Source organism: Streptomyces apricus (genome assembly GCF_008369065.1).
GTDB classification, from domain to species: Bacteria; Actinomycetota; Actinomycetes; order Streptomycetales; family Streptomycetaceae; genus Streptomyces; species Streptomyces apricus.
In genome coordinates, this window is sequence record NZ_VDFC01000043.1 from 44,627 (window position 1) to 50,625 (window position 5,999).

Annotated in this window: 5 protein-coding genes; 2 read left to right on the forward strand and 3 right to left on the reverse strand. The window is 69.6% G+C overall.

Going from position 1 to position 5,999, the window contains the following annotated elements:
* The first annotated feature begins 227 nt into the window (after positions 1–227).
* Complete coding sequence (locus FGF04_RS18305; RefSeq protein ID WP_149512411.1) at positions 228–1,124, forward strand: D-alanyl-D-alanine carboxypeptidase family protein; 897 nt, start codon at positions 228–230, stop codon at positions 1,122–1,124.
* Between the two features lie 72 nt (positions 1,125–1,196).
* On the opposite strand, the gene FGF04_RS18310 is transcribed toward FGF04_RS18305, so the two are convergent.
* The 3 genes from FGF04_RS18310 to pdhA are packed head-to-tail and all read right to left on the reverse strand — an operon-like array spanning position 1,197 to position 4,883.
* Positions 1,197–2,723, reverse strand: a complete 1,527-nt coding sequence (locus FGF04_RS18310; protein WP_149512412.1) for a dihydrolipoamide acetyltransferase family protein — start codon at positions 2,721–2,723, stop codon at positions 1,197–1,199.
* 10 nt (positions 2,724–2,733) lie between these two features.
* Positions 2,734–3,714 carry an alpha-ketoacid dehydrogenase subunit beta gene (locus tag FGF04_RS18315; protein WP_149512413.1) on the reverse strand — a complete coding sequence of 327 codons (981 nt, stop codon included), beginning with the start codon at positions 3,712–3,714 and terminating at the stop codon, positions 2,734–2,736.
* Positions 3,711–4,883: a pyruvate dehydrogenase (acetyl-transferring) E1 component subunit alpha gene (gene pdhA, locus FGF04_RS18320; protein ID WP_149512414.1), complete on the reverse strand. Its 1,173-nt coding sequence runs from the start codon at positions 4,881–4,883 to the stop codon at positions 3,711–3,713. Before pdhA ends, FGF04_RS18315 begins: the two co-directional genes overlap by 4 nt.
* A gap of 408 nt (positions 4,884–5,291) precedes the next feature.
* Between pdhA and FGF04_RS18325 the strand changes: the two genes are divergently transcribed.
* Positions 5,292–5,954: a response regulator gene (locus FGF04_RS18325; protein ID WP_149512415.1), complete on the forward strand. Its 663-nt coding sequence runs from the start codon at positions 5,292–5,294 to the stop codon at positions 5,952–5,954.
* Positions 5,955–5,999: the final 45 nt, after the last annotated feature.

Below are 5,999 nucleotides of genomic sequence, written 5' to 3' on the forward strand. Positions count from 1 at the left end.
GGTGGGGGGCGGGGCTGAAGGCATGCGCACAGCATAGATACAACACGTACGCATGGTCGCGGACGGTCCAGGATATGGACCAGGTAAAAAGACGCACCCCGCCCGGTCTCGCGTACATCCTTCTGTGCTACCTACGAGTCTCAAGGGAAGGCCCCACTGTCAAGTGGCGGCCCTCCTGGGGCATTTGGCATCCTCTCGGTGCTTTCAACGTAATCGGGGTATTCGACTTGAAAACGGCCATCAAGGGTCTACGGGTTCGCAGAGCCGCCGCAGTGGTCCTCACCACCGGTGCCGTGCTCGCCTCCGGAGCTCTCAGTACGGCACCCGCGCAGGCCCTCACCGCGCCCACGATCGCCGCCAAGGGCGGCTTCGTGATGAACAACAGCACGGGCAAATCGCTCTACACCAAGGCCGCGGACACGCGCCGCTCCACCGGTTCCACGACGAAGATCATGACCGCGAAGGTCGTGCTGTCGCAGCCGAACCTGAACCTGGACGCCAAGGTCACCATCCAGAAGGCGTACAGCGACTACATCGTCGCCAACACCGCCTCCTCGGCACGGCTGATCGTCGGCGACAAGGTCACCGTCCGCCAGCTCCTGTACGGCCTGATGCTGCCGTCCGGCTGCGACGCCGCGTACGCGCTCGCCGACAAGTTCGGCTCCGGCTCGACGCGTGCCGCCCGCGTGAAGTCGTTCATCGGCAAGATGAACAAGCAGGCCAAGGACCTCGGTCTGACGAACACGAAGTTCGACTCGTTCGACGGCATCGGCAACGGCTCGAACTACTCCACGCCGCGCGACCTGACGAAGATCGCCAGCAGCGCGATGAAGAGCGCCAACTTCCGCGCGATCGTGAAGACGAAGAAGTACACGGCGAAGACCGTGACCAAGACCGGCAGCACCCGCACGATGGCGACGTGGGTCAACACCAACGGTCTGCTCAACAGCTACAGCGGCACGATCGGCGTGAAGACCGGCTCGGGCCCGGAGGCCAAGTACTGCCTGGTCTTCGCCGCGACCCGCAACGGCAAGACCGTGATCGGGACCGTGCTCGCCTCGACGTCCATCACGGCGCGTGAGTCGGACGCGAAGAAGATGATGAACTACGCCTTCGCGCGGTAGCGGAACCAAAAAAAGATTGCGCCGTTCCCCGCGCCCCTTCTCAGGGGTGCGGGGAACGGCGCATTCCTTTGCCTAACCCCAAGTAATCAGTCGCTTGGGCTGTTCCAGGACCGCCGCCACGTCCGCCAGCACCTTGGAGCCCAGCTCCCCGTCCACCAGCCGGTGGTCGAAGGACAGCGCGAGCGTCGTCACCTGGCGGGGCTTGACCTTCCCCTTGTGCACCCAGGGCTGCGGCTTGATGGACCCGACGGCGAGGATCGCGGACTCGCCCGGGTTGAGGATCGGCGTGCCGGTGTCGACGCCGAACACCCCGACGTTGGTGATGGTCACCGTCCCGCCCTGCATCGCCGCCGGCGAGGTGCGGCCCTCGCGGGCGGTCCCCACCAGCTCCCCCAGCGCCTCGGCGAGCTGCGGCAGCGTCTTGGCGTGGGCGTCCTTGATGTTCGGGACGATCAGGCCCCGGGGCGTGGCCGCCGCGATGCCCAGGTTCACGTAGTGCTTGCGCACGATCTCCTGGTTGGCCTCGTCCCACGAGGCGTTGACGTCCGGGTTCCGCCTGATGGCGACCAGCAGGGCCTTGGAGATCAGCAGCAGCGGGTTCACCCGCAGCCCCTGCATGTCCTTGTCCTGCTTGAGCTCCTCGACCAGCTTCATCGTGCGCGTCACGTCGACCGTGACGAACTCGGTGACATGCGGCGCGGTGAACGCCGAGCCGACCATCGCGGCCGCCGTCGCCTTGCGGACCCCCTTGACCGGGATCCGGGTCTCGCGCACCCCGTCGTACGCGACGGACGGTGCCGTGACGGCCGGCGCCGCGGCGGGTGTGCGCACCGGGGCGGCGGGCGCCGGGGGCGCCTCGGTGACCGCGGGCTCCGCCACGGGGGCCGGGGCCACCGCCGCGTGCACGTCCTCGCGGGTGATGATCCCGTCCGGTCCCGAGGGGACGACCACGGCCAGGTCGACCCCGAGGTCCTTGGCCAGCTTGCGTACCGGGGGCTTGGCCAGCGGACGGGCGGCGGGGGCCGCGGGCATCACCGGAGCAGCGGGCGCCACCGGAGCCGCGGCCTCCACCGGGGCCGCGTGCCCGTTCAGCTCGCGCTGCACCGATGCGGCCGCCTCCGGCTGCCGCGCCGGGACGCCCCTGCGGGGGCGGCGCTTCGTGGAGGACACCGAGACCCCGTACCCGACGAGGACCGGCTTGCGGCCCTCGGGCTCCGCCTGCTCCGCGGCGGCCTCGTCGGACGGCGCGGAGGGCGCCGCCGGAGCCGGAACCACCGCGGCCGGGGCCTCGACCGGGGCCTGCGCCACGGGCGGGGCGGCCGGAGCGGCCCCGCCGCCCACGTCCACCGAGATGATCACCTGGCCGACGTCCACCGTCGTCCCCTCGGGGAAGCACAGCTCGTGCACCACCCCGTCGTAGGGGATGGGCAGCTCGACGGCGGCCTTGGCGGTCTCGACCTCGCAGACCACCTGCCCGTCCGTGACGGTGTCACCGGGCTGGACGTACCACTTGAGGATCTCCGCCTCGGTCAGGCCCTCGCCCACGTCGGGCATCTTGAACTCGCGCAGGCCCGAGGCCGTTTCCGTCATCGTCGTCACGACCCTCTCCTCAGTACGCCAGCGAGCGGTCGACGGCGTCGAGCACCCGGTCCAGACCCGGCAGGTATTCGTCCTCCAGGCGGGCCGGCGGATACGGGGCGTGGTAGCCGCCGACCCGCAGGACCGGAGCCTCCAGGTGGTAGAAGCACCGCTCGGTGATCCGGGCCGCGATCTCCGCGCCCGTGCCCAGGAACACCGGTGCCTCGTGCACCACGACCAGGCGGCGGGTCCGCTCCACCGAGGCCTGGATCGAGTCGAAGTCGATCGGGGACATCGACCGCAGGTCCAGCACCTCCAGGGACTTGCCCTCCTCCTGCGCGGCCGCGGCGGCCTCCTGGCAGACCTTCACCATCGGCCCGTACGCGGCCAGCGTGAGGTCGGTGCCCTCGCGGACCACGCGCGCCTTGTGCAGCGGGGAGGGGATCGCCTCGCGGTTGACCTCGGACTTGTCCCAGTAGCGCCGCTTGGGCTCGAAGAAGATCACCGGGTCGTCGCTGTGGATGGCCTGCTGCATCATCCAGTAGGCGTCGCCCGCGTTCGCGGGGGAGACCACCTTCAGGCCCGCCACGTGCGCGAAGAGCGCCTCGGGGGACTCGGAGTGGTGCTCGACCGCGCCGATGCCGCCGCCGTACGGGATGCGGATGACGACGGGGAGTTTGATCTTGCCGAGCGCCCGCGCGTGCATCTTCGCCAGCTGCGTGACGATCTGGTCGTACGCCGGGAAGACGAACCCGTCGAACTGGATCTCCACCACCGGGCGGTAGCCGCGCAGCGCGAGGCCGATCGCCGTGCCGACGATGCCCGACTCGGCGAGCGGGGTGTCGATGACCCGCTCCTCGCCGAAGTCCTTCTGGAGGCCGTCCGTCACCCGGAACACGCCGCCGAGCTTGCCGACGTCCTCGCCCATGATCAGGACCTTGGGGTCCGACTCCAGGGCCGTGCGCAGCGATTCGTTGATCGCCTTGGCCAGCGCCATCTTTTCCGCTGTCATCGCTGCTTGCCCTCCCCTTCATCGGCGAACGACGCCTGGTAGGCGGCGAACTGCGCCCTCTCCTCGTCGACGAGCGCGTGCCCGTCCGCGTACGCGTTCTCGAAGATGGCGAACCGGTCCGGGTCCGGCATGGCACGGACCACTTCGCGCACTCGCTTGCCCAACGCCTCGCTCTCGGCTTCGAGTTCCGCGAAGAATCCCTCGTCCGCGTGGTTTGAGGCCTCCAGGTACGTGCGCAGACGCAGGATCGGGTCCTTCGCCTCCCACGCCTCGCGCTCCTCGTCGGCCCGGTACTTGGTCGGGTCGTCGGAGGTGGTGTGGGCGCCCATGCGGTACGTGAACGCCTCGACGAGGGTCGGCCCCTCGCCCCGGCGGGCGCGCTCCAGCGCCCACTTGGTGACGGCGAGGCAGGCGAGGACGTCGTTGCCGTCGACGCGGACGCCCGGGAAGCCGTACCCCTGCGCGCGCTGGTAGAGCGGCACGCGGGTCTGGCGCTCGGTGGGCTCGGAGATGGCCCACTGGTTGTTCTGGCAGAAGAACACGACGGGCGCGTTGTAGACCGCGGAGAAGGTGAACGATTCGGCGACGTCGCCCTGGCTGGAGGCGCCGTCCCCGAAGTACGCGATCACGGCCGAGTCGGCGCCGTCCTTGGCGACGCCCATGGCGTAGCCGGTGGCGTGCAGCGTCTGCGAGCCGATGACGATCGTGTAGAGGTGGAAGTTGTTGGTGTTCGGGTCCCAGCCGCCGTTGTTCACGCCGCGGAACATGCCGAGCAGGTTGGCCGGGTCGACCCCGCGGCACCAGGCGACGCCGTGCTCGCGGTAGGTCGGGAAGACGTAGTCGTCCTCGCGGGTGGCGCGCCCCGAACCGATCTGGGCGGCCTCCTGGCCGAGCAGCGAGGCCCACAGGCCCAGCTCGCCCTGGCGCTGCAGGGAGGTGGCCTCGGCGTCGAACCGCCGGGTGAGCACCATGTCGCGGTACAGGCCGCGCAGCTCTTCGGGGGTGATGTCGGCTACGTACGCGTCGTATTCGCCGTTCTTGACGCGCTTCCCCTCGGGGGTCAGCAGCTGTACGAGGTCCGGCTGGGCGCCCGGCGGCTTCTTCGCAGCGGTGCGCTTTGTACCGGCGCTGCGTCGCGGCTTGCGCGCTGCAGTGCTCTCCACGGTCACGTGTGCTCCTCCGTCGGTCCGGCCCCCGGGGTTGCCGGGAACTGGGGTCCCCCCGGCCCTTCGAAGGCCGGGGGAGCGGCTCGCCTGTTCTCCGTACCCGTGCACGGGGTGGGTGCCCTCGGCCGGGAACAGGCGTGACAGGTGCCCCGGCGAGCGCCCTGCAACAAGCACGTTACCCAGTGGTTCACATTTCTGTGAAACCCCTCCTGACCTGCATTTTTTATCGGATTTCCAAGTATTTTCCACTTGGGCTTCCAACTACTCGGCAGAAACGGGGGGCAGTCGCTGGTCACAGCACTGGTCACAGCCTGGCAGGGGGCCGGAACACCGGCACGTTATCCCGGTCACCCCGGGGACGGGAAGGGTTCGACTGGCGCAACCGGAAAGATCGTGTGTGAGACTGATTCCGTGCGCGAAGAAGGAAAAATCACAGTATTTCTTCTCGACGACCACGAGGTGGTCCGGCGGGGGGTGCACGAGCTGCTCTCCATGGAGGACGACATCGAGGTGGTCGGCGAGGCCGGTACGGCGGCCGACGCGCTGGCGCGCATTCCGGCCACGCGCCCCGACGTGGCCGTGCTGGACGTCCGGCTGCCGGACGGCAGCGGGGTCGAGGTCTGCCGCGAGATCCGCTCCGCGGACGAGTCGATCAAATGCCTCATGCTGACGTCCTACGCCGACGACGAGGCCCTCTTCGACGCGATCATGGCGGGTGCCTCGGGCTACGCGCTGAAGGCGATCCGCGGTGACGAACTGCTCTCGGCGATCCGTGACGTGGCGGCCGGCAGGTCCCTGCTCGACCCGGAGGCCACCGCCCGCGTCCTGGAGCGGCTGCGCGACGGGGGCACGCCCAAGGGCGACGAGCGGCTCGCCAAGCTCACCGACCAGGAGCGCAGGATCCTGGACCTGATCGGCGAGGGGCTCACCAACCGCGCGATCGGCGAGCGGCTCCACCTCGCCGAGAAGACGATCAAGAACTACGTCTCCAGCCTGCTGGCCAAGCTCGGCATGGAGCGGCGCGCGCAGGCGGCCGCCTACGTGGCCCGGATGCAGGCGGGCGGGCAGCGGTGAGAGCGGGAGCGGGGCGGCGGTGAGGGCAGGGACAGGGCAGAGATG

Bases quoted from the DNA above. Each gene is read 5' to 3' on its own strand.
- FGF04_RS18315 (WP_149512413.1), bottom strand. From the start codon at position 3,714: ATGACAGCGGAAAAGATGGCGCTGGCCAAGGCGATCAACGAATCGCTG.